Raw genomic sequence first — 19,955 nt, 5'->3', positions numbered from 1 at the left:
TGACCTCGGCGTTCGTCCTCAAAACTCCTGCGGCACGTCCATGGGCGCCGTCCGGGGCGCCCCCACGCCGGGCGGTCGCGCACGAACCCCGCCCGACACGCCAACGAGCCGGTGACCGTCTGCCGGTCGTCCCGCACATGCCGGTGTACGCACTCCGCGCACGGCCACGCGTTCCGTCGCACAGACGAGGAAAGTCATGAGCAACGCAGAGACCGGCACCGCGACCGCGGCCCCCGGTGACCGGTCGGCGGCCAAGCTGACCCTGGTGACGCTGACCGCGATGGTGGTCGGCTCGATGGTCGGGGCAGGGGTCTTCTCGCTGCCGCGCCGGTTCGCGCAGGAGACCGGGGTGGCCGGGGCGCTGATCGCCTGGGCGATCGCGGGGACGGGCATGCTGATGCTCGCCTTCGTCTTCCAGGCCCTCGCCGTGCGGCGGCCCGACCTGGACGCCGGTGTGTACGCGTACGCCAAGGCCGGGTTCGGCGAGTACCTCGGGTTCTTCTCGGCGTTCGGCTACTGGGCGAGCGCCTGCGTCGGCAACGTCACGTACTGGGTGCTGATCATGTCGACGATCGGCGCGATCTGGCCCGCGCTCGGTGACGGCGACACGTTCCTCGCCGTCGTCCTCTCCTCGGTCGGGCTGTGGGCCTTCTTCCTGCTGATCCGGCGCGGCGTCAAGGAGGCGGCGGCGATCAACAGGATCGTCACCGTGGCCAAGGTCGTGCCGATCCTGGTGTTCGTCGTCCTCGCGCTGTTCTACCTCGACACCGGTGTCTTCGTGGACAACTGGGGCGGGGCCGACTACGCGGGCTCGCTGTTCGACCAGGTCCGCGGGACGATGCTGGCCACGGTCTTCGTCTTCCTCGGCGTCGAGGGCGCCAGCGTCTACTCCCGGCACGCCGAACGGCGGGAGGACGTCGGCCGGGCCACGATCCTCGGCTTCCTCAGCGTCTTCGCCGTCTTCGCCTCCGTCACCATCGTCTCGTACGGCATCATGCCGATGGCCGAGATCGCCGAGCTGCGCCAGCCGTCCATGGCCGGTGTGCTGGAACACGCCGTCGGCACCTGGGGCAAGGCCTTCGTCAGCGTCGGTCTGATCATCTCCGTGCTCGGCGCCTACCTCGCCTGGACGCTGATGGCCGCGGAGGTCCTCTTCGTCGCCGCCAAGGACAAGGACATGCCCCGGTTCCTGGGCCGCGCCACCTCGGAGGACGTGCCGGTCCCCGCACTGCTCATGACGACGCTCCTGAGCCAGGTCGTCCTGGTCGTCACGATGTTCTCCGACGACGCCTTCAACTTCGCGCTCGACCTGACCAGCGCTCTGAGCCTGATCCCGTTCCTGCTCGCCGCCGGGTTCGCCGTGAAGATCTGCTTCGGACCGAGCCGTGCGGAGACCTCCGGCCGGAGCACCCGGCCGGAACTCGTGATCGCCGTCGTCGCCACGCTGTACACGGCGTTCCTGCTGTACGCCGCCGGGCTGAAGTTCGTCCTCGTCTCCTTCATCCTCTACGCCCCCGCGACGTTCCTGTTCATCAAGGCACGGCGAGAACAGGAACGGCGGCTGTTCTCACCCCGCGAAGCCCTCATCTGCGCCGTCTCGGTCGCCGGTGCCGTGCTGGGCGTGATCGCCCTGGCGGTGGGCTGGATCGAACTGTGACCCCTGCCCGACCCGTGCCGTACCCGATCGAAAGGCGCACTGCGATGAGTTCCGACACCACTGCCGAGGCGGCCCTCGGCGTTCACTCCGAGGTCGGCAGGCTCCGCAAGGTCCTGGTGTGCTCGCCGGGCCTCGCCCACCGCCGGCTCACCCCGACCAACTCCGACGACCTCCTCTTCGACGACGTCATGTGGGTGGAGAACGCCCAGCGCGATCACGCGGACTTCGTCGACCAGCTGACCGGCCACGGGGTAGACGTCGTCGAGCTGCACGATCTGCTCGCCCGGACCATGGACATCCCCGAGGCCAGGAGCTGGCTCCTGAACCGCAAGATCGTCGCGAACGAGGTCGGCCTCGGGCTCGTCGACGACACGCGCGCCTTCCTGGACACCCTCGACTCCCGGCAGCTCGCCGAGTACCTCATCGGCGGTCTGTCTACGGCCGACCTCCCGGCCGGGTTCCGCTCCGGCTACGTGGCCCTCGCCCGCGAGGCGACCGGGGCGCGGGAGTACCTCATGCCCCCGCTCCCCAACACCCTGTACACGCGGGACACCACCTGCTGGCTCTACGGCGGCGTGACGCTGAACCCGCTCTACTGGACCGCGCGGCACGGTGAGACGCTGCTGATGAAGGCGGTCTACACCTTCCACCCCGACTTCAAGGACAGCACGGTGTGGTGGGGCGACCCCGAACAGGACTGGGGCCAGGCCACGTTCGAGGGCGGTGACATCATGCCCGTCGGCAACGGCGTCGTGCTCATGGGCATGAGCGAACGGACCTCGCGCCAGGCCATCACCCAGGTCGCCGCCTCCCTGTTCAGGAACGGCGCGGCCCGGCAGGTCATCGTCGCCGGGATGCCCCGACTCCGCTCCGCGATGCATCTCGACACGGTCTTCACCTTCGCCGACCGCGATATCGTCACCCTCTACCCCAAGATCATGGACGCCGTGCACACCTTCTCGCTGCGCCCCGGCGACAAGGCTCCGGGAGTGGAGATCACCGATGAGGGGTCGACGCCGTTCGTCGACGTCGTGGCGAAGGGACTCGGCCTGCCACGGCTGCGGGTGGTCGAGACGGGCGGCGACGTGTACGCCTCCGAGCGACAGCAGTGGGACAGCGGCAACAACGCCGTCGCCCTGCGGCCCGGCGTCGTCTTCACCTACGACCGCAATACCCAGACCAACGCGCTGCTGCGCAGGGCGGGGGTCGAGGTCATCACGATCGTCGGCGCCGAACTCGGCCGCGGGCGCGGTGGCGGCCACTGCATGACCTGCCCGCTGATCCGCGAGCCCGTCGACTTCTGAGCACGCCCGGCGGGCCCTTGCGGGGGCCGCCGGCTCCCGGTCAGGGGGTCGCCGCGGAGACGACGTACACGACCGGCGCCATCGGGTCCGTCATGTCGACGGTGATGTCCTGCGTGGGGCGCGGGTCCTTGTTGCGGTGTGTGGTCCCCGCCCACGAGACGCCGTCGCCGAAGTACCAGCCCGCGATCTTCGTGTCCCGCTCGCCGACGGTGACCTGGTCGGTCTGCAGGGCGGCCCGGCCCGTGCCCACCTGGGTCAGGAACCGGTCGAGGCCGTTGGACGTCGTGCGGAACTGCACGTACATCCGGCTGGCCTTCCAGTTGTTCGTCTCGTAGTACTGGACCTCGACGGCATCCCGCGGGATGGGTACCTCGAAGATCCGGCGGAGCATCCGGGACGGCCAGCCCTCCCGGAGCCCCTGCGCCGCCGCCTCGGCCGCCTTGTCCTGGCCCGAGCGGCGGCTCTGGCCCGCGGAGATCAGCAGATAGCCGGCCGGGATGCCGATGAGCAGCACGATGATGGTCGCCGTGATCAGGCGCCTGCGGATCGTCCGGCGCCGCTCCTCGGGCGTCGGTCCCTCACCGGGCGGCGGGGCCTGGCGCGGCACGACGGGGTGCTCGGCTGCGGTCATGGGTGTGGGGATCCCTAGGAAGTGCGGGTGTTGCGCGTGTTACGGATGGTGCTGGCGGCCTGGTCGTAGATCTGGGCGTAGCGCTCGTACCGCTCGACGCGTCGGCGGTTGGTACGCCGGAAGCGGCGGGCCACCAGCCTGGCGAGGTCGGCCGCGCCGACCATACCCGCCTCGGGGCCGAGCTGCGCCTTCGCGATCCTCGCCTCGGGGCGGTAGCCGCGGCCCGTGAGCTGCCGTTTGAAGGCGTCCCTGGCCGGTCCGATCAGCAGGTCGTCGGCGGCGCTGACGCCGCCTCCGATGACGAAGCAGGAGGGGTCGAGTGCGGCGGCCAGATTGGCGATGCCGACGCCGAGCCACTGGCCGATGTCCTGGAGGAGCTCGATGCACATCGCATCGCCCTCGCGGGCCAGTTCGGTGATGAGCGGTCCGGTGATGTCGGGGATGTTGCCCTTGACCCGCTCGATGATTCCGTGGGCGACCGGGGAGTCGGCAGCGGCCAGTTCCTTGGCCTCCCGCACGAGTGCGTTGCCGGAGCTGTACTGCTCCCAGCAGCCGCGGTTGCCGCAGGGGCAGCGGTGGCCGCCGGGCACGACCTGCATGTGGCCGAACTCACCGGCGACACCGTACTTGCCGCGCTTGACCTGACCGTCCTCCAGGATCGCGCCGCCGATGCCGGTACCGAGCGTGATCATGACGAGGTGGTCCTCGCCGCGCCCCGCGCCGAAGCGCCATTCGGCCCAGGCCGCGGTGTTGGCGTCGTTGTCCACCATGACCGGGACGACGAGCCGGGAGGCGATCGCGTCGCGCAGGGGTTCGTCGCGCCAGGCGAGGTGCGGGGCGAACAGCACCTTGGAGCGGTCCGCGTCGACCCAGCCGGCCGCGCCGATGCCCACCGCGTGCACGTCGTGGCGGTCGGAGAGGTCCAGGACCAGCTCGACGATGGTGTCCTCGACGACCTTGGGGCTCTTGGACTTGTCGGGCGTCTCGGTGCGCAGGGTCTCCAGGATGTTGCCGTCGGCGTCGACGACGCCGGCCATCACCTTCGTCCCCCCGATGTCGATGCCGACGGTGGGCACCCGGGGCGCGGTGAGGTGCGAGCGCCGCTCCCTGGTGCCGACGGTCCGCAGGACGGTGGCGCGGGCGGAGCCGCGGTGTGTGAGGTCGCGGTACGTGCTCATCGTCCCTGCGGGGTCTGGGGGGCCGGTTCGTGGCGCTTCCGGCGGTGGACGGTGCCCACCGATGTCGATTCTGCCATTCCCGGCCCCGGTCCGTACGGCAACCGCCCTGCCACCGAGCGCCCGGCCGGCCCGGAGTCCGGGCCCGTCGGGCGCTCGGGTACAGCTGTGGACGAGGTCACTCGGAGGTGTCGTCCCGTGCCGGGCGGCCGTCCAGCGGGCCGGGATTCGGGGTCCGCTCCAGCTCGTGGCTGAGCTCCTCCAGCTCGCTGCCGCCCGCCATCTGGCGCGTCAGCTCGTCCAGGGTGACGCTCTCCTTCGTGTGGCTGCCCGCCATGGTGCCCCGCTTGAGCAGCACGAAGCGGTCGCCGACGAGGTAGGCGTGGTGCGGGTTGTGCGTGATGAGGACCACGCCGAGTCCCGCGTCCCGGGCAGCGGCGACGTACTTGAGCACCACCCCGGACTGCTTGACGCCGAGCGCCGCGGTCGGCTCGTCCAGGACGAGGACCTTGGCACCGAAGTGGACGGCCCGGGCGATGGCGACGCACTGGCGCTCGCCGCCGGACAGCGTGCCGATGGGCTGGTCGACGTCGCGCAGGTCGATGCCCATCCGCAGCAGAGCGGAGCGGGTCGTCTCCCGCATCAGCCGGACATCGAGGCTCTTGAAGGGCCCGGTGCCCTTCGTCGGCTCGGAGCCGAGGAAGAAGTTGCGCCAGACCGGCATCAGGGGGACGACGGCGAGGTCCTGGTAGACCGTGGCGATGCCCCGGTCCAGGGCGTCGCGCGGGTTGGCGAGGGTGGTCTCCTCGCCGTCGATCAGGAAGGTCCCCGCGTCGTGCCGGTGCAGCCCCGCGATGATCTTGATCAGGGTGGACTTGCCCGCTCCGTTGTCACCGAGGACACAGGAGATCTCGCCCGCGTGCACTTCCAGCGAGACGTCCTGGAGCGCCTTGATGTTGCCGTAGAACTTGCTGACGTGGTCCAGCTCGACCAGCGGCCGCCGGCCGGAGTCCGCGGGCCCGCTCGATTCCTTGGGGGCCGTCATTTCGTCGCCTCCGCGCGCTTGCGTACCCATGCGTTGAGCAGGGTGGCCAGGAGCAGCATGGCTCCGAGGAAGAACTTGAACCAGTCCGGGTTCCACTCCGCGTACACGATGCCCTTGCTGGTCATGCCGAAGATGAAGGCACCGACCGCCGAGCCGATCGCGGAGCCGTATCCGCCGGTGATCAGACAGCCGCCGATGACGGCCGCGATGATGTAGATCAGCTCGTTGCCGACGCCCTCGCCGGACTGCACCACGTCATAGCTGAACAGCAGGTGCTGTCCGGAGACCCAGGCCGCGAAGGCCACCCCGAGGTAGAGACCGATCTTGGTACGGATCACCGGGACGCCGACCGCGCGGGCCGCGTCGGCCTCGCCGCCGACGGCGAAGATCCAGTTGCCGAAGCGGGTGCGGATCAGGATCCAGGTGGCGGCCGCGACGAGGACGGCCCACCACAGGATGGTCACCTTCAGCTCGACGCCGCCGACGGTCCAGTAGGACGCGAAGACCGTGCGGGCCGAGTCGAAGCCCTCCATGTTGCCGATGGTCTTCGTCGAGACGGTCCCGCTGATCAGCTTGGTGAATCCCAGGTTGAGGCCGGTCAGCATCAGGAACGTGCCGAGCGTGATGATGAAGCTCGGGAGTTTGGTCCGCGTCAGCATGAAGCCGTTGAACGCGCCGATGGCGAGCGTCACGAGCAGGGAGACGAGGACGCCGACCCAGACGTTGGCCGTCATCTGGTAGCTGAACATCGATGAGATCAGCGCGGAACTGGTGACCATCACGCCCGCGGAGAGGTCGAACTCCCCGCCGATCATCAGCAGCGCCACCGGGGCCGCCATGATGCCGATGGTGGAGGCCGCGTACAGCACCGTGCCGAAGCTGGTGGCGCGCAGGAAGCTGTCGGCGACGATCGCGAAGAAGAGGAAGACGGCCAGCGCGCCGACGACCGAGCCGAGCTCCGGGCGGCCGAGCAGCTTGCGCAGCGGTGACGTGCGCAGCAGTCGCTCGTCCGGCACGGCCGAGGAGGTACCGGGCCCCGCGGTCATCGGGTTCCCCGGTCCGCGTACTCGGCCAGCTGGGAGGCGTCGTCGGAGGTGATGATCTGCGGGCCGGTGAGGACCGGGAGACCGCCGCCGAGCACGTTGCGGTTGTAGCGGTAGAGCCAGAGCAGGTCGACGGCCTCGTACCCCTGGAGGTAGGGCTGCTGGTCGACGGCGAAGCCGAGGGTCTTGGCCTGGAGCTCGGCGGCGACCTTGGCGTTCAGGTCGAAGGTGTCGATCTCGGCCTTGCTGCCTGCGGTCTTCTTCGCCTTGACGGCGGCGTCCGCGAACGGCGCGCCGAGGGTGACGACCGCGTCGATGTCCTTGTCGGCCTGGAGCTTCGCCTCGATGGAGGCCTGGACGTCCGGCATGTTGGTGCCCTCGACGTACAGGTTCTGCAGCTGGCCGTCGAAGGTCTTCTTCGCCCCGGCGCAGCGCTGCTCGTGACCGACGTTGCCCTGCTCGTGCAGGATGCACAGGGCCTTCTTGCGGCCGCGCGCGTTGAGCTCGTCGCCGACGGCCTCACCCGCGATCGACTCGTCCTGGCCGATGTGCGTGAGCGCGCCGTAACTCTTGGACTCCGCGGAGCCCGAGTTCACCGTGATCACCGGGATGCCGGCCTTGGTGGCCTTGGCGACGACCGCCTTCATGGCGTCGGGCTTGGCGAGCGTGACGATCAGCCCGTCGACCTTCTTGTCGATGGCGGCCTGGACGAGCTGGGCCTGCTGCTGCCCCTCGTCGTTGTGCGAGTACAGGAAGTTGATGTTGTCCTTGCCGGCCGCCATCTTGGCGCCCTTCTGGACGATGTCCCAGAAGGTGTCGCCGTCACCCGAGTGGGTGACCATGGCGAAGGTCCAGCGGGGCGTGTTCACCGCGGACCGGCCCTCGGCCGCGGCCTGGGCCGCACGCTCCTCCGCCCGCTTGCCGCCGGTGCTGCTGCATCCCATGAGGGAAGCCCCGAGCACCGCCGCAAGCACGGCGCCCATCGCACGTACCCCTGTCCGAACCCTTGCCACGACGCCGTGCCCTTCTTGTGCTGCTCACTGTGCTGCTGGTGGAGCCGGGGCCATGCGGTCCCGGCCCGGCTGGGCAAGTATCCCCGAGCCCGGACCGCACCTGCCCGGCAGGGGCGCGGCGCGTGTGTCGGGCAGGGGCGTGTACGGGGCCGGGGCGGCCGGGTGCGGCCGTCGTCACCGTACGAGTAGCCGAGAAGCCTGTGACACCGTACGAGAGCCGGGGCCCCGTGTCACCGTACGAGGAGCTGGAAATCGAAGGCGTAGCGCGAGGCGCGGTAGAGGTGGGAGGCGAACTCCACCGCTCTGCCGGTGTCGTCGAAGGTGGTGCGCTCCATCGTGAGCAGGGCGGCGCCCTCACTCTCGCCGAGCGGGCCGGCCTCCTCGGCGGCGGCGAGGCGGGCGCCGACCGTCTGGCGGGCGCTGTGCAGGGTGATGCCCGCTCCGCGCATCATCCGGTAGAGGCCGGTGGTGGCCGGCCGTTCGCCGGAGAGGTCGAGGAGTCCGGCGGGCAGGTGGTTGCGCAGGAGGGCGAGGGGCTCGCCGTCCGCCCCGCGCAGGCGCTCGACGTACTGCACCCGGTCCCCCTCCGGCACACCCAGCGCCTCGGCGACGGCTGCCGTGGCGGGGCGGAGGTCGTTGGTCAGGACGAGGGTCGAGGGGTGCCGGCCGGCGGACTCCAGGTCGTCGTACAGGCTGCTCAGTTCGAGGGGGCGCCGGACCTTGGAGTGCAGCACCTGGGTGCCGACGCCGCGGCGGCGGACCAGCAGGCCCTTGTCGACGAGCGACTGGATGGCCTGGCGCACGGTGGGACGGGACAGCCCGAGCCGGGCGGCGAGCTCGATCTCGTTGCCGAGGAGTCCGCCGGCGGCGAGCCGGCCGTCCGCGATCGCCGCCTCCAGCTGCTGGGCGAGCTGGTAGTAGAGCGGGACGGGGCTGGAGCGGTCCACACCCAGGTCGAGGGCGATGGCGTCGGCGGTGGATTTCGGCACGTCGGGGAGCGTATCCCGCAGGCCTCCGTCTCCGGTACTCCGGTCGTCCTGTTGTCCGGACAGCGTGACGCTCCGCGACCGGCCGGTGCCGCGCCCGCCCAACCCGCCGAAAGCGCCCCTGATTTGTCAGGACATTCGATTGACACCGCTACGTCCGGACGGCACGTTGGAACCATGCGCATCGGACTCCTGGGCACCGGCCGGATCGGCTCCTTCCACGCAGGCGTTCTCGCCCGCCATCCCGCCGTGGAGGCGCTGGTGGTGGCGGACGCCGACCCGGCCCGCGCGGCCGCCGTAGCCGGCCGCACCGGTGCGCGCGCCGTGGCCACGGTCACGGAGGTGTTCGACGCCGGTGTGGACGCCGTGGTGATCGCCTCCGCCACAGCCGCCCACGCCGAGCTGATCGGCCACGCGGTCCGCGCCGGGCTGCCCGCCTTCTGCGAGAAGCCCGTCGCGGTCGACCTCGCGGGCACCCTCAGGGCGCTGCGCGACGCCGAACGTGCGCACAGCGTCCTCCAGCTCGGCTTCATGCGCCGGTTCGACGCCGGGTACGCGGCTGCTCGCGCCGCGGTCCGCGGCGGGGCCCTCGGCCGGCTGCACACCGTGCGGACGGCGACCTCCGATCCCGCTCCGCCGCCCGCCGCGTATCTGCCGCTCTCCGGCGGGCTGTTCCGGGACTGTCTGATCCATGACTTCGACATGGTGCGCTGGGTGACGGGCCGCGAGGTGACGCGGGTGTACGCCACCGGGTCGGACGCCGGGCCCGCGATGTTCCGCGCGGCCGGAGACGTGGACACGGCGGCGGCGCTGCTGACGCTCGACGACGGCACCCTGGTCACCGCGACATCGACCCGCTGCAACGGCGCCGGGTACGACGTGCGGATGGAGCTCGCGGGCGAGGTCGACCAGATCACGGTCGGCCTCGGCCACCGCACCCCGCTCACCTCCGCCGAACCGGACGGCCCCGGCGCCCCGGCCGACCCCTGGCCGGGGTTCCTGGAGCGCTTCGGCCCCGCGTACGAGGCGGAACTCGACGCCTTCGTCCGGCTGGTGCGGGGTGAGGCGGCCAATCCGTGCGACGGCCGGGAGGCGCTGCGTGCCCTGCGGATCGCCGAGGCGTGCGAGGTCTCGCGGCGGGAGCGGCGCCCGGTGGAGCTCACGGAGATCCCCAGCGCCTGACCCGGGCCGGCCACCTGCCGCTCACCAGCTGACCGGCAGCCCCTCCGGTCCCCGGATGAGCATCCCCGTACGCCAGACGAGCTCGTCGGGCTCCACGTCCAGCCTCAGCTCCGGGCAGCGCTCCAGCAGCGAGCGGATGGCCACCGCCGCCTCGATGCGGGCCAGCGGTGCGCCCAGGCAGAAGTGGATGCCGTGGCCGAAGGCCAGGTGCCCGCGGGCGTCCCGGGTGATGTCGAAGCGGTCGGCGTCCGGGTAGCGGTCCGGGTCCCTGTTGGCGTCGGACATGGCGACCAGGACGAGCTCGCCGCCGCCCGGGATCACCGTTCCTCCGATGTCGATCGCTTCGGTGGTGAATCGGTAGGTGGGCGTCTCGACCGGGCCCGCCCAGCGGAGCATCTCCTCCACCGCGTTGTCGATGAGACCGAAGTCGGCGCGCAGTGCGGCAAGTTGGTCAGGGTGGGTGAGCAGAGCCAGCACCCCGTTCGAGATCAGGTTGACCGTGGTCTCGTGGCCGGCGACGAGCAGCAGCCAGGCCATGCCCATCAGTTCGCCGGCCGAGAGCCGGTCGCCCTCCTCGTCGGCCGTGTGGATCAGCGCGCTCATCAGGTCGTCGCCGGGCTGGTCCCGCTTGTCGTCGAGCATCGCGGCGAGGAAACCGGACATCTCCACGGTCGCGGTCCGGCGCATCTCGGCGTCGAGGGACGACACCGCGGTGTTGGACCACTCACGAAAGGCCTGTCGGTCCAGGAACGGCACGCCGAGCAGTTCGCAGATGACGGACATGGGCAGCGGGAAGGCGAGGGACTCGACGAGATCGGTCCCGCGGTCCGGGCGCGCCAGCATGGTGTCGAGCAGTACGTCCGTCATCTGCTGGACCCGTGGGACGAGTTGCTGCATCCGGCGGGCGGTGAACTCGCGGGTCACGAGTTTACGCAGGCGAGTGTGGGCGGGTGCGTCCGAGCTGAGCATGGAGGTTCCGGCGGAGACCTGGCTGACGCCCAGAGCGGGCGAGGCGTTGCGCCACTGCTTGGAGAACCTCTGGTCCGCGAGCGCCGCCCGGCCCTCCTCGTACCCGACGACGAGCCAGGCGACGGATCCCTCCGGGATCCGGACCCGGTGCACGGGCCCACGGGCTCGTAAGTCCGCGTACACGGGAAACGGGTCGCGGGTGAACCGCTCGCCGAGCGCCCCGAGGTCGAATATGGCTTCGGTGGTCATGTGCGGCTCCTTCAGGACGAGGCGGCGCTCAGTACGGTGCCCTGGGCGACGGCACAGAGGGTTTCGGTGCCGTCCTCCCCCACGACGGACAGATCGCAACGCGCCACGGCCTGCCGGCGGCCGGTGTGGACGACCTCGGCCCGGGCGACGAGCGAACGGCCGGTGGCGGGGCGGAGGTACTGGATGGAGAAGCCTCCGGTCAGCACAGCCGGGCCGAGCGTCGTTCCGGCGGCGAAGGTGAGGGCGTTGTCGGCGGCGTAGGCGAGCACTCCGCCGTGCAGGAATCCGTTCTGCTGCCGCAGTTCCTCACGGCTGTCGATCTCCAGCGTGGCCGCGCCGTCACCGAAGGCGGTGATCCGTGCACCGACGAGGACGCTGAACGGCTGGCTGTCGAGTACCTTCTGTGCCATCTGAAGGTCGAGTCCGGTCATGGCGGGTCCCTTCTGTCTCACGGTGAATCTCTCTCGAAAAGGAAACCGTGTCACCGGCGCGCGGGGAGCCGTCGCACCCCGCCGGTCAGCATGTCAGGCAGCCGGTCCGGCTCCCGGGGTCCGGCGGGTTCAGGACAGGCCGTTGTCGCCCTCGTCGTCGAGGAGGCCCGCGTCGTGCACCAGCAGCGCGATCTGGACACGGTTGTTGAGGTCGAATTTGGCGAGAATGCGTGACACCTGCGTCTTCACCGTGGCCACGCTCAGATAGAGGGCGGCGGCGATCTCCGCGTTCGAGCGGCCGTGCCCGACGGCCACGGCCACCTCGCGCTCCCGGTCGGCCAGCAACGCGATCCGCCGGCGTGCCCGTTCGGCGCGGCCGGCCCGCTCCTCCTGTCCGCTCCCCGTCGCACGGGCCATCAGCTGCCGGGTGACCGCGGGCGACAGGACGGGGTCGCCGGCCGCCACGCGCCGCACGGCGTCGACGATCTGCGCGGGCGGGGTGTCCTTGAGGACGAAGCCCGCGGCTCCGGCCCGGATGGCGCGGAGCACCTGCTCATCCGCGTGGAACGTCGTCAGGACGATGATCTCGGGGGCTTCCGGGCGGCCGCGCAGCGCCTCGGTCGCGGTCAGCCCGTCCATGACCGGCATCCGGATGTCCATCAGGACGACCTCCGGCCGGAGCCGGTCGACGAGTTCGGCCACCTCGCTGCCGTCGGCCCCCTCCCCCACGATGTCGATGTCCTCGGCGCCGCCGAGCATGAGGGTGAGCCCCGCCCGTACGAGGGGGTCGTCGTCGACGACGAGCAGCCGGACGGGAGGGGGCGGGGAGGCGGGCGGCGGCGTGGTCATGAGGACCACGGTAGCCAGGCCCTCACCCGGAACCCGCCGTCCGGTCCGGGGCCGTGGTCGAGGCGCCCCCCGGCGAGTGTGGCCCGCTCGGTCAGGCCGATGAGCCCCTGGCCGGATCCCGGTACCTGCTCGAAGGGTTCGGTGGGGGCCGGGTTGCGCACCTCCACGGTGATCCCCCGGCCCGGCCCGCCGGCGACCGTGACGGTGACCTCGGCACCGGGCGCGTGCTTGCGGGCGTTGGTCAGGCCCTCCTGGGCGATGCGGTAGACGGTGCGGCCGGTGGCGGCGGGGGCGGTGGCCGGATCGGCGATGCGGTTGTCGAGGGTGACCTTCGTGCCCGCCAGCCGGGATTCGGCGACGAGGGCGTCGAGGGTGGCGAGGGTGGGCTGGGGCCGGTTGCCGTCTCCGTCGCGCGGGCTGCGCAGCACGCCGATGATCTCGCGGAGGTCCTGGAGCGCCTCGTGCGCACTGTCCCGGATGACGCCGGCGGCGCGGGCGACCTCGGCCGGAGGTGCGTCGGGGCGGAACTCGAGGGCTCCGGCGTGGACGCTGAGCAGGGTCAGCCGGTGGGCGAGGACGTCGTGCATCTCGCGGGCGATGTCCTCGCGGGCCAGCCGCTGCGCCTGCTCGGCCCGGAGCCCGGCCTCGGTCTCGGCCCGCCGGGCGCGCTCGCGCAGCGTGACGACGAGCTGGCGCCGGGACCGTACGACCATGCCCCAGCTGAGCACGAGCAGGACCAGCAGCACCCCGATGATGGTGGACGCGACGAACGAGGTGCTCGGGTCCGGGCGCAGATAGGGCTGTACGGGGGCGACGAGCAGGGCTCCCGCGCCGATGAGGGCCACGGGGCGGAACGGCCGGTGGACGGCCACGCTGAAGAGCGCCACCAGCCAGGCCCCCGCCGCGACCGGCTCGACGACGGACAGGAGCGTCAGGACGACCGCGAGGCCGACGGGCCACCGGCGCCGGGCCCACAACGCGCAGCAGGCCGCGGCGCCGACGAGCGAGTCGATGAGGACGAAGACGTGGGGAGTGGTCTCGTCGGCCTCGATCGTGGCGACGGCCGCCAGGCCGATGCCTGCCGCACACAGGAAGGCCGTGATGTCGACGATCCAGTCCCGCACGGTGCGGCGCGTCCGGCTGCCCCGGTCGCCCGGCAGCTCGGGATCGGCCATCGCCGAGGGCAGCAGCCAGGGGTATTCGGTAGGCGTCATATCGACAAAGCTACGCAGCCCGGGCCGGGCCTCCGGGTGTTCCGGGCCACGGAGCGACCGAAGTCGCGGAAGCCGAGACTTTCGGACCGGCGGCGCAGACCACCGGCCGACGCGGCACCCGTGGGCGGCCCGGCAGGCTCGTTCTCCATGAAGAAGCTCTGCGAGACGGTCGGCTTCCTGGTCTTCGTCCAGGGTGCCGCCGGGCTGCTCCACGAATGGCTCGACTGGTTCAGGTTCTTCAGCGTGGTGCGGCGGCTGCCGTTCATCGGCGACTACTCGTTGTTCGTCTGCATCGTGCTGGTGGTGACGGGTGCCGCCGTCATGATCGCCTCGGACTCGATCAAGGAGTGAGCGGGAGGAGTTCCGCCGTCGGACGTGGCAGTGTCCGCGCTGCGCCGCCCCCACGCCGTTCCGGCCAGTACCAGCACCGCGCCCGCGACCCCGGGGACCCCCAGGCGTTCACCGCCGATCGCGATGCCGACGGCGGCGGCCCAGAGCGGTTCCGTACCGAGCAGCAGACTGACCCGGGACGGCGAGGTGCGGCGTACGGACCACATCTGCACGAAGAACGCGAAGAGCGTGCAGAAGACCGACAGGAAGAGCAGCCCGCCCCACTCGCGGACGCCGAAACCCGCGGCGACCGACCACGGTGACTTCCCGGTGCCGGGTGCCGCGGCCAGCAGGGCGAAGACCGCGACGGCGCTGCCGAGCTGGACCGTCGTGAGCGAGAGCGAGTCCGCCGACCGTACGGACTTGATACGCGCCATCAGGAGGACGTGGAGGGTGCGGGCGAGCGCGGCGACCAGCATCAGCAGGTCTCCCGCCGAGGGGCTGGTGAATCCTCCGCCCTGGGTCAGGAGCACCACGCCTGCGACCGAGAGTCCGGCGGCCGCGAGGAAGGTCCCGGTCGGCCGGGTCCGGGTCACGAACGCCTCGGCGAGCGGGGTGAAGATCATGGTGAGACTGATGATGAGCCCGGCGTTGGTGGCCGAGGTGTGCACGATCCCGTACGTCTCCACCAGGAAGATCCCGCTGAGCACGAGGCCCAGCAGCCCCGCGCCCCGCCATTGGGCCGCGGTCAGCGCCCGCAGCCGGGACCGGCCGACGACGACGAGGACAGGCAGCACGACGGCGAACCGCAGCACGAGGACGGCGACGACGGTCTGCGCGGTGGTGATGCCCTTGGCCGCCAGATAACTGGAGCCCCACACCACCGCGACGAGCAGGACGGGCAGATCGGTCAGCCACGCACGGCGCGGCGGGGCGAGGACGGGCACGGCGACGGAGGACACCCGGATCTCCTGGTTCTCCACAGGGATGTTGTGGAGACCTCACTGGCTCGCACGCGGAACGGTCACGCTACCGGCGCCCTCCTACAATGGCGAGCCCCGGGACCGGTGCGTACGCAGCCGCCCGCACCTCACGGAGTACGGAGTCGCCAGATGGCGGGAGTACGTCAGGACGGAAGGGTCGAGCGGGGCAACCGCACCCGGCAGCTGGTCCTCGCCCGGGCGGCCGAGGCCGCGTCGGTGGAGGGCCTCGACGGCCTGTCCCTCGGCCGGCTGGCCGGCGACCTCAGGCTGAGCAAGAGCGGTGTGTTCGCCCTGTTCGGTTCCAAGGAGGAGCTCCAGCTGGCGACCGTACGGACTGCCGTCGCGGTCTACGACGAACACGTCGTGCAGCCGACGCGCGCCACGCCCGCCGGCCTCGGGCGGATCCTGCGGATGTGCGAGTGCTGGATCGCGTACTCGCAGGGGCGCGTCTTCCCCGGAGGGTGCTTCTTCTACGCGGCCATCGCCGAATTCGACGCCCGGCAGGGCGCGGTGCACGACGCGATCGTGACCGCGCAGGCGGGCTGGACCGGATTCGTGCAGCGGCGGATCGAGGAGGCACGGACACTCGGCGAGATCCGTGCCGACTGCGATGTCGCCCAGCTCGCCTTCGAGATCATCGCCTTCCTGGAACTGGCCAACGGCGACTCCGTGCTCCGTGACACCTCCGAGAGCTACACGCGGGCGAAGCGCGCGATCCTGGGGCGCTTGCGGGCGGTGGCCGTGGACGCCTCGTCGCTGCCGGCCGAGCTGTAGCACCTCCCTCTTCCGGACCGTCCTCCGTGCCGGTCCCGTGGGCCGGCGCCGGATCGCGACCGCGGCGTCCGTGCACTCCTGGATGCGGGCGGCCCCGTCGGAGATGCCGTGGCGGCCCCCGTGCCGGAGTGGGCGTCCATTTCCCGCCGGTATCCGGAGCGCGGAAGAACTTTGCTTGTTCCTGTCAGCACGACCGCCAAGGAACAGGAACCCCTCATGAACAGCACCCTCAGCACGAACCGCACCGCGCTCGTCACCGGCGGAAGCCGCGGCATCGGCGCCGCGACCGCCCTGCGGCTCGCCCGGGACGGCGCCGATGTGGCGCTGACGTACGTACGGGACGAGGAGGCCGCCCACGAGGTCGTACGGAAGATCGAGGCGGGCGGGCGTCGCGCCGTCGCCCTCCGCGCGGACGCGGCCGACCCGGAGGCCGTCCCCGCGGCGGTGCACCGGGCGGCGGAGGTCTTCGGCCGGCTCGACATCCTGGTCAACAACGCGGGCATCGGCGTCCTCGGACCGATCGGCGGACTCACCGACGCCGATGTCGACCGGGTGCTCGCCGTCAACGTACGGGCGGTCTTCCTGGCCTGCCGGGCCGCGGCCGGTGTCCTGGAGCAGGGGGGCCGCATCATCTCCGTCGGTACGGCCCTGAGCCGGTACGCGGGCGGTCCCGGCGCCACGCTCTACGCCATGAGCAAGTCGGCACTGTCCGGACTGACCAAGCCGCTCGCCCGCGAGCTCGGCCCGCGCGGCATCACGGTCAATCTGGTCCAGGCCGGTGCGGTCGACACCGAGATGAACCCCGCCGACGGCCCGTTCGCCGCCGGGCAGCGTGCCGCCAACGCGCTGGACCGCTTCGGTACGACCGCTGAAGTGGCCGCGCTGATCGCGTACTTGGCCAGTGACGAGGCGGCGTACATCACCGGTTCGGAAATGGTCGTCGACGGTGGTCACGCGGCCTGAGCGTGACAGGGTGAGGACGTCGGTCCCACCCTGAGGAGGCGCTCGTGTCCGTGTCGGGTGAAGAGGACGACCGTCCGCTGCACGAGTAGTTCGGATTCCGTATCGCCCGACGCGGATACGACCGCGACCAGGTGGACGCCCGCATCACCCGGCTGCGCGGCGGCGCCCCGCCGGCCGGGTCCGTAGCGTTCGACCCTGGTGCGACGCGGCCGCGCCCGAGGAGTTCCGATCGTAGGGGCGGCGCACCGCCCCTACGATCGCGGCTGCACCTCGGCCATGCGGGACCATCCCTCGCCCGGCACCTCGACGTTGATGATCTCGGGCACCTCCGCCACCAGGTCCGCCATCGTGTCCATCGCCGCGGCGAAGTGCGCCGACTGCACGTGGGCCGCCCCGGCCTCGGGGGAGGCGAACGCCTCCAGCAGCACGAACTGGTCCGGGTTCTCGACGCTGTAGGACCAGTCGAAGAACACGTTGCCGGGCTCCTGCCGGGTGGCGAGGGTGAACTCCTCGACGGCCGGCAGCCAGTTGTCGCGCTCGGCGGTGCGCACGGTGAACCTGACGGCGATGAAGATCATGGCGACTCCTGTGGGGGATGCGCGGGAACCAGGGCAGGCCCCCGTATCCCTACGGTATCGCCCGAATACGGACAGTCTCCGGCAGGGTTCGGTCAGCCGCCCAGCTCGTCATGGCGGGCGGCCAGCCGCGCGGCGCCCGGTCCGGTCAGCGAACCGAAGAGGCGCAGCCGTGAGATGCCGCCGTCCGGGAAGATGTCGATGCGGACCTCGACGGCCCGTACGGCCTCCGGCAGGACGAAGCGGTGGCTGGTGTCGGGCTGCAGCCGGGTCCTGGGCAGGATCTCGATCCATGCGCCATCGGCCGTTTCGCGGGCCGAGAGGCTCGCCCAGCCTGCCGAGTTGCCCTTCAGGTAGGCGGTGTCGATCTCGACGGCACGGATCTCCGCCTCCTCGACGAGGTGGTAGTGGATCCAGTCATTGCCCTTGTCGCGCCGGCGCCGGGTCTCCCAGCCGTCGTCCATCTTGCGGGAGCGGCCGGGCTGAATCGTGTTCGTCGCCGGGGAGTAGAAGCGGTCGGACGCGTCCTGGACCCGGCCGCCGTTCTCCAGCGCGACCAGGTCGAAGGTGCCGAGCGCCGCCAGCCAGGCCGGGTCCGGGGCGACTTCGCCGTACACCCGGAGCCGGGCTATGCCGCCGTCGGGGTGCTGGTTGACCCGCAGGTGGGTGAAGCGCCGCGGGACGTCGACGGCGAATCCGTTGGCGGCGTGACCGCCGACGGCCGTACGGGGGACGAGCGTTGTCCACTTCACTTCGGGCGCGAGGAGATCCTCGGGCGACGGTGAGCCCGGCAGCGCGACGGCCTCGACGGAGACGGCCTGCGGGTAGTTGCCGCGGAAGTGGGCGGTGTCGACGACGATGCCGCGCACCACGCCGGGGACACCGAGGCGGACGAGCGCCCAGTCGTGGTCCTCGTCCACCGGGTGGGGCTGTGCGGCGCTCGCGCCACGGCGGCGGCGGGTCTCCCAGCCGTCCATGATCTTGCCCTTGTGCCCGAAGTGCTCGGGGTCGAAGTGGGCGGGCTCCGGCTTCAGCAGGTTCTCGCGCTCCGCGAAGAACTCGTCGTTGGCGGCGATCACGCCTGCGCCGAGCCGCCGGTCGGCGAGGTCGACGTGGTGGGCGAAGGGGAAGTCGGCGGTGCGGTAGTCGGCGTACGGGTCACCGCCGCCGTACGGGTTCGCGTCGCCGGTGAAGTGCGTTGTCGCCGTCATCGTCAGTTGTTCCTTGTCTGGAGGCGGCCGGTGGGCTCGGCGAGGGTGCCTTCGGTGGCGATGCGTACGCCGCGCAGCCAGGTCGACCGCACGACGCCGTGCAGGGTCCGTCCGGCGTACGCGGTGACCTGGTTGCGGTGGAAGAGCTCGGCCGGGTCCACGGTGAAGGTGGCGTCGGGTGCCAGGACGGCGAAGTCGGCGTCGCGGCCGGCCTCGATCGCGCCCTTGGCGGTCAGCCCGGCCAGTCGGGCGGGGGCGGCCGACATCCAGCGGGCGACGTCGTCGAGCGAGTGGCCGCGCCGGCGGGCTTCGGTCCAGATGGCCGGAAGGCCGAGCTGGAGGGAGGAGATGCCGCCCCAGGCGGAGGCGAAGTCCGGAGTCTTGAGGTCCGTGGTGCAGGGCGAGTGGTCGGAGACGATGCAGTCGATCGTCCCGTCGGCGAGCCCCTGCCACAGCGCGTCCTGGTTGGCGGCCTCGCGGATGGGCGGGCAGCACTTGAACTCGGTGGCCCCGTCGGGAACTTCCTCGGCGGTGAGGGTGAGGAAGTGGGGACAGGACTCGACGGTGACGCGGACGCCCTCGTGCTTGGCGGCGGCGATCAGCGGCAGTGCGTCGCTGGAGGAGAGGTGCAGGATATGGATGCGTGCGTTCAGCCGCTTCGCGTGGGCGATGAGCCCCTCGATCGCGGTGTTCTCGGCGTCGCGCGGCCGGGACGCGAGGAAGTCGGCATAGGCGGGGCCGCTGCGCTGCGGGGCGGCCGCCAGGTGGTGCGGGTCCTCGGCGTGCACGATCAGGAGGCCGCCGAAGCCCGCGATCTCGGCCATCGACCGGGCGAGCTGCTCCTGGTCGAGTTCGGGGAACTCCTCGACGCCTGACGGCGAGAGGAAGCACTTGAAGCCAAAGACCCCGGCCTCGTGCAGCGGGCGCAGGTCCTTGACGTTCGAGGGGATCGCGCCGCCCCAGAAGCCGGTGTCGATGTGCACCTTGGGGGCCGCCACCTGCTGCTTGACGCGCAGATGCTCGACGGTGGTGGTCGGCGGGAGCGAGTTGAGCGGCATGTCGAGCAGCGTGGTGATGCCGCCGGCCGCGGCGGCGCGGGTCGCGGTGTAGAACCCCTCCCACTCGGTGCGGCCGGGGTCGTTCACGTGGACGTGCGTGTCCACGAGTCCGGGCAGCAGGACGTCGTCGCCGAAGTCCTCCACCCTGGCGCCCGCCGGCGTACCGGCGTCGTAGGGCAGGACGGCGTCGATCGTCCCGCCGGCGACGTGGACCGCGGCGGGCCGTGTGCCCCCGGGTGTGACGACGCGCGTCGAGCGCAGTACCAGCTTCACGTCCGTACCGGACACCCGTGCTCCCCACTTCGTGAATTCA

General features: G+C 71.4%; 20 protein-coding genes. 6 read left to right on the top strand and 14 right to left on the bottom strand.

Annotated elements, in window-relative coordinates; translation table 11 throughout:
- Positions 1 to 196: 196 nt before the first annotated feature.
- Both ABZ434_RS08535 and ABZ434_RS08530 read left to right on the top strand, forming a co-directional pair.
- The gene (locus ABZ434_RS08535; protein WP_359133114.1) at positions 197 to 1,657 is read left to right on the top strand and encodes a basic amino acid/polyamine antiporter; all 1,461 of its coding nucleotides are present in this window, start codon (positions 197 to 199) and stop codon (positions 1,655 to 1,657) included.
- 44 nt (positions 1,658 to 1,701) lie between these two features.
- A complete protein-coding gene (locus ABZ434_RS08530) occupies positions 1,702 to 2,961 on the top strand; it encodes an arginine deiminase (protein ID WP_359133113.1) in 1,260 nt (419 codons plus the stop codon).
- A gap of 40 nt (positions 2,962 to 3,001) precedes the next feature.
- On the opposite strand, the gene ABZ434_RS08525 is transcribed toward ABZ434_RS08530, so the two are convergent.
- The 6 genes from ABZ434_RS08525 to ABZ434_RS08500 form a co-directional block, all read right to left on the bottom strand.
- Positions 3,002 to 3,592, bottom strand: a complete 591-nt coding sequence (locus tag ABZ434_RS08525; RefSeq protein WP_359133112.1) for a hypothetical protein — start codon at positions 3,590 to 3,592, stop codon at positions 3,002 to 3,004.
- A gap of 14 nt (positions 3,593 to 3,606) precedes the next feature.
- Positions 3,607 to 4,770 (bottom strand): ROK family glucokinase, encoded by a 1,164-nt coding sequence (locus ABZ434_RS08520; RefSeq protein WP_359133111.1) that lies wholly within the window; start codon positions 4,768 to 4,770, stop codon positions 3,607 to 3,609.
- A 175-nt stretch (positions 4,771 to 4,945) separates the two neighbouring features.
- Positions 4,946 to 5,812, bottom strand: a complete 867-nt coding sequence (locus ABZ434_RS08515; protein WP_359133109.1) for an ATP-binding cassette domain-containing protein — start codon at positions 5,810 to 5,812, stop codon at positions 4,946 to 4,948.
- Positions 5,809 to 6,858 carry an ABC transporter permease gene (locus tag ABZ434_RS08510; RefSeq protein WP_359133108.1) on the bottom strand — a complete coding sequence of 350 codons (1,050 nt, stop codon included), beginning with the start codon at positions 6,856 to 6,858 and terminating at the stop codon, positions 5,809 to 5,811. Before ABZ434_RS08510 ends, ABZ434_RS08515 begins: the two co-directional genes overlap by 4 nt.
- A complete protein-coding gene (locus ABZ434_RS08505; protein ID WP_359133107.1) occupies positions 6,855 to 7,838 on the bottom strand; it encodes a sugar ABC transporter substrate-binding protein in 984 nt (327 codons plus the stop codon). The genes ABZ434_RS08510 and ABZ434_RS08505 overlap by 4 nt, the downstream gene beginning before the upstream one ends.
- A 260-nt stretch (positions 7,839 to 8,098) precedes the next feature.
- On the bottom strand, positions 8,099 to 8,857 hold the full coding sequence (locus tag ABZ434_RS08500; RefSeq protein ID WP_359133106.1) for a GntR family transcriptional regulator: 759 nt from the start codon (positions 8,855 to 8,857) through the stop codon (positions 8,099 to 8,101).
- Positions 8,858 to 9,031: 174 nt separating this feature from the next.
- Here ABZ434_RS08500 and ABZ434_RS08495 point away from each other — a divergent pair, with 174 nt between their 5' ends.
- On the top strand, positions 9,032 to 10,036 hold the full coding sequence (locus ABZ434_RS08495; RefSeq protein ID WP_359133105.1) for a Gfo/Idh/MocA family oxidoreductase: 1,005 nt from the start codon (positions 9,032 to 9,034) through the stop codon (positions 10,034 to 10,036).
- A gap of 21 nt (positions 10,037 to 10,057) precedes the next feature.
- Here the strand turns inward: ABZ434_RS08495 and ABZ434_RS08490 are convergent, their stop codons facing one another.
- The 4 genes from ABZ434_RS08490 to ABZ434_RS08475 form a co-directional block, all read right to left on the bottom strand.
- A complete protein-coding gene (locus ABZ434_RS08490; protein ID WP_359133104.1) occupies positions 10,058 to 11,254 on the bottom strand; it encodes a cytochrome P450 in 1,197 nt (398 codons plus the stop codon).
- A gap of 11 nt (positions 11,255 to 11,265) precedes the next feature.
- On the bottom strand, positions 11,266 to 11,685 hold the full coding sequence (locus ABZ434_RS08485; protein WP_359133103.1) for a PaaI family thioesterase: 420 nt from the start codon (positions 11,683 to 11,685) through the stop codon (positions 11,266 to 11,268).
- 129 nt (positions 11,686 to 11,814) lie between these two features.
- Positions 11,815 to 12,534 carry a response regulator transcription factor gene (locus ABZ434_RS08480; RefSeq protein ID WP_359133102.1) on the bottom strand — a complete coding sequence of 240 codons (720 nt, stop codon included), beginning with the start codon at positions 12,532 to 12,534 and terminating at the stop codon, positions 11,815 to 11,817.
- The gene (locus ABZ434_RS08475; protein WP_359133101.1) at positions 12,531 to 13,748 is read right to left on the bottom strand and encodes a histidine kinase; all 1,218 of its coding nucleotides are present in this window, start codon (positions 13,746 to 13,748) and stop codon (positions 12,531 to 12,533) included. Before ABZ434_RS08475 ends, ABZ434_RS08480 begins: the two co-directional genes overlap by 4 nt.
- Positions 13,749 to 13,895: 147 nt before the next feature.
- On the opposite strand from ABZ434_RS08475, the gene ABZ434_RS08470 reads away from it, so the two are divergent.
- Positions 13,896 to 14,099 carry a hypothetical protein gene (locus tag ABZ434_RS08470; protein ID WP_359133100.1) on the top strand — a complete coding sequence of 68 codons (204 nt, stop codon included), beginning with the start codon at positions 13,896 to 13,898 and terminating at the stop codon, positions 14,097 to 14,099.
- Here ABZ434_RS08470 and ABZ434_RS08465 read toward each other — a convergent pair.
- A complete protein-coding gene (locus tag ABZ434_RS08465) occupies positions 14,021 to 15,040 on the bottom strand; it encodes a DMT family transporter (RefSeq protein ID WP_359133270.1) in 1,020 nt (339 codons plus the stop codon). The genes ABZ434_RS08470 and ABZ434_RS08465 overlap by 79 nt on opposite strands.
- Positions 15,041 to 15,190: 150 nt before the next feature.
- On the opposite strand from ABZ434_RS08465, the gene ABZ434_RS08460 reads away from it, so the two are divergent.
- Together ABZ434_RS08460 and ABZ434_RS08455 are read left to right on the top strand one after the other, a co-directional pair.
- The gene (locus ABZ434_RS08460) at positions 15,191 to 15,835 is read left to right on the top strand and encodes a TetR/AcrR family transcriptional regulator (RefSeq protein ID WP_359133098.1); all 645 of its coding nucleotides are present in this window, start codon (positions 15,191 to 15,193) and stop codon (positions 15,833 to 15,835) included.
- Positions 15,836 to 16,051: 216 nt separating this feature from the next.
- Positions 16,052 to 16,798 carry an SDR family oxidoreductase gene (locus ABZ434_RS08455; RefSeq protein WP_359133096.1) on the top strand — a complete coding sequence of 249 codons (747 nt, stop codon included), beginning with the start codon at positions 16,052 to 16,054 and terminating at the stop codon, positions 16,796 to 16,798.
- A 251-nt stretch (positions 16,799 to 17,049) separates the two neighbouring features.
- Here the strand turns inward: ABZ434_RS08455 and ABZ434_RS08450 are convergent, their stop codons facing one another.
- From ABZ434_RS08450 to allB, 3 genes are all read right to left on the bottom strand, one after another.
- The gene (locus ABZ434_RS08450; RefSeq protein WP_359133094.1) at positions 17,050 to 17,376 is read right to left on the bottom strand and encodes a putative quinol monooxygenase; all 327 of its coding nucleotides are present in this window, start codon (positions 17,374 to 17,376) and stop codon (positions 17,050 to 17,052) included.
- Positions 17,377 to 17,468: 92 nt separating this feature from the next.
- Positions 17,469 to 18,584, bottom strand: a complete 1,116-nt coding sequence (gene alc / locus ABZ434_RS08445; RefSeq protein WP_359133093.1) for an allantoicase — start codon at positions 18,582 to 18,584, stop codon at positions 17,469 to 17,471.
- 2 nt (positions 18,585 to 18,586) lie between these two features.
- Positions 18,587 to 19,930, bottom strand: a complete 1,344-nt coding sequence (gene allB, locus ABZ434_RS08440) for an allantoinase AllB (RefSeq protein ID WP_359133092.1) — start codon at positions 19,928 to 19,930, stop codon at positions 18,587 to 18,589.
- Positions 19,931 to 19,955: the final 25 nt, after the last annotated feature.

Source organism: Streptomyces sp. NPDC005761, from assembly GCF_040630635.1.
Lineage (GTDB): Bacteria > Actinomycetota > Actinomycetes > Streptomycetales > Streptomycetaceae > Streptomyces.
Note: the sequence above shows the minus strand (reverse complement) of the source record. Positions and strands in the feature narration are given on the sequence as shown.

Bases quoted from the DNA above. Each gene is read 5' to 3' on its own strand.
- ABZ434_RS08535 (WP_359133114.1), top strand. From the start codon at position 197: ATGAGCAACGCAGAGACCGGCACCGCGACCGCGGCCCCCGGTGACCGG.
- ABZ434_RS08530 (WP_359133113.1), top strand. From the start codon at position 1,702: ATGAGTTCCGACACCACTGCCGAGGCGGCCCTCGGCGTTCACTCCGAG.
- ABZ434_RS08525 (WP_359133112.1), bottom strand. From the start codon at position 3,592: ATGACCGCAGCCGAGCACCCCGTCGTGCCGCGCCAGGCCCCGCCGCCC.
- ABZ434_RS08520 (WP_359133111.1), bottom strand. From the start codon at position 4,770: ATGAGCACGTACCGCGACCTCACACACCGCGGCTCCGCCCGCGCCACC.
- ABZ434_RS08515 (WP_359133109.1), bottom strand. From the start codon at position 5,812: ATGACGGCCCCCAAGGAATCGAGCGGGCCCGCGGACTCCGGCCGGCGG.
- ABZ434_RS08510 (WP_359133108.1), bottom strand. From the start codon at position 6,858: ATGACCGCGGGGCCCGGTACCTCCTCGGCCGTGCCGGACGAGCGACTG.
- ABZ434_RS08505 (WP_359133107.1), bottom strand. From the start codon at position 7,838: ATGGGCGCCGTGCTTGCGGCGGTGCTCGGGGCTTCCCTCATGGGATGC.
- ABZ434_RS08495 (WP_359133105.1), top strand. From the start codon at position 9,032: ATGCGCATCGGACTCCTGGGCACCGGCCGGATCGGCTCCTTCCACGCA.
- ABZ434_RS08490 (WP_359133104.1), bottom strand. From the start codon at position 11,254: ATGACCACCGAAGCCATATTCGACCTCGGGGCGCTCGGCGAGCGGTTC.
- ABZ434_RS08485 (WP_359133103.1), bottom strand. From the start codon at position 11,685: ATGACCGGACTCGACCTTCAGATGGCACAGAAGGTACTCGACAGCCAG.
- ABZ434_RS08480 (WP_359133102.1), bottom strand. From the start codon at position 12,534: ATGACCACGCCGCCGCCCGCCTCCCCGCCCCCTCCCGTCCGGCTGCTC.
- ABZ434_RS08475 (WP_359133101.1), bottom strand. From the start codon at position 13,748: ATGACGCCTACCGAATACCCCTGGCTGCTGCCCTCGGCGATGGCCGAT.
- ABZ434_RS08470 (WP_359133100.1), top strand. From the start codon at position 13,896: ATGAAGAAGCTCTGCGAGACGGTCGGCTTCCTGGTCTTCGTCCAGGGT.
- ABZ434_RS08460 (WP_359133098.1), top strand. From the start codon at position 15,191: ATGGCGGGAGTACGTCAGGACGGAAGGGTCGAGCGGGGCAACCGCACC.
- ABZ434_RS08455 (WP_359133096.1), top strand. From the start codon at position 16,052: ATGAACAGCACCCTCAGCACGAACCGCACCGCGCTCGTCACCGGCGGA.
- ABZ434_RS08450 (WP_359133094.1), bottom strand. From the start codon at position 17,376: ATGATCTTCATCGCCGTCAGGTTCACCGTGCGCACCGCCGAGCGCGAC.
- alc (WP_359133093.1), bottom strand. From the start codon at position 18,584: ATGACGGCGACAACGCACTTCACCGGCGACGCGAACCCGTACGGCGGC.